Raw genomic sequence first — 1304 nt, 5'->3', positions numbered from 1 at the left:
CAACTGTCCCGGTCGAAGGGGTCGAATCGGCAAAATGTTTTTGCGAATCAGCGCTTCAACATCGGACGGGGATCCATCGCCTCGAGAGCTCAGGAAATGTCTACAAACGTGAACGGCAACCGTGAAATTGACTTGGTAGGGGTGCCGTTTATCCATTTGCGAAATGACGACGTGCGAGGTCATCATTTCAGCGAAATTGTAGAGGATCATTCTTGCGAAAATCTCTTGGGCGATGGACTCTTGTCTTTTCGCGTGGAAATTCGTTAGTCCAACCGTGTATTTTAGTGCCCTGAATGAGGTTTCAATGCCCCAGCGCATGTGATAGATGGACTTGATTTCATCGGGCGGGAAATCCGCGGCAGAAAGATTCGTAATGGCGGTTTCATAAGCGCCGTCAGGCAGGACGAAACGAACAACCCGAAAAGATAGCGGGTAAAGCATGTTTTCATGTGAATCCAAAAAATCAAATGTAGAATTGGACGGGAGAAACTTGTACCCGGGATAAGCCTTGGCCTCTTTGGTTTGTTTTCTGGTAAGTGTCAGATGAACGTCCCGATCAAATTCTCCGCTAGAGGGCAAACGTAAGCTAGACAGAATACCACTGGAATCCAAATCCTTTACCCTTATGACGTAGTTCCACCCTTTGCGTTCAATATGCGCGAAGTTGTTGTAACTTTCATAACCGCGATCGGCAATAACAATGGTTTTGCCTTGGATGGGAGAGCGTTCAACCATAGCCGCAAGCGCTCTGCCCTCGTTGCATAACCTTCGCGGTTGAATAAGGACGTCTAAGTAAAGTCGGTTGCATAAGTCATAGGCTGCATTCAAATGTAGCAAGTTGAAGCCCTTCGTGTTCGGTTGACTTTGAAAGTAGGTGTTCGTATCTTCAGGGTCCGTTGCAATATGCAGATCTGAGCCGTCAATGGCAAGTAATCGATATCCGCGGTAATCCTTTATATTCGTATACGACTGCGTAAATTTGTGAAACAGGGATTCCACAGCAGAAGGCAGGATTTTATTGCGCTGTTGGACAAAAGCAGAGGTGCTTGCAGTATTTACGTCATATCCCTGCGATTCCAGAAGCTCTTTGTAAATGCTGTTACCGCCCATGGAGATCAGGAGTTGCATGACTGCTTCAAAGGGTAGCTTTTTCTTGCGGGTAAAGTCTTTACCAGGATTTTTAACATAAAGTTCGGGTGCCACTGACATCTCTCGAATAAGGGATGTCAGCGTTTCTTTTAAAGAGCTCGCGTACAATTCCAATGACAAAACCTCCTCGTTTTTCAAGGGGCTTCGCCACATTT

At 46.3% G+C, this 1304-nt stretch carries 1 protein-coding gene; it reads right to left on the bottom strand.

The window, feature by feature from the left end; translation table 11 throughout:
• Positions 1 to 1263, bottom strand: a 1263-nt coding sequence (locus tag FPZ49_RS35175) for an IS4 family transposase (RefSeq protein WP_222430020.1), incomplete at its 3' end; no start/stop codon positions are given.
• Positions 1264 to 1304 lie beyond the last annotated feature (41 nt).

This window comes from Paenibacillus cremeus (assembly GCF_007786445.1).
Classification (GTDB): Bacteria; Bacillota; Bacilli; order Paenibacillales; family NBRC-103111; genus Paenibacillus_G; species Paenibacillus_G cremeus.
Note: the sequence above shows the minus strand (reverse complement) of the source record. Positions and strands in the feature narration are given on the sequence as shown.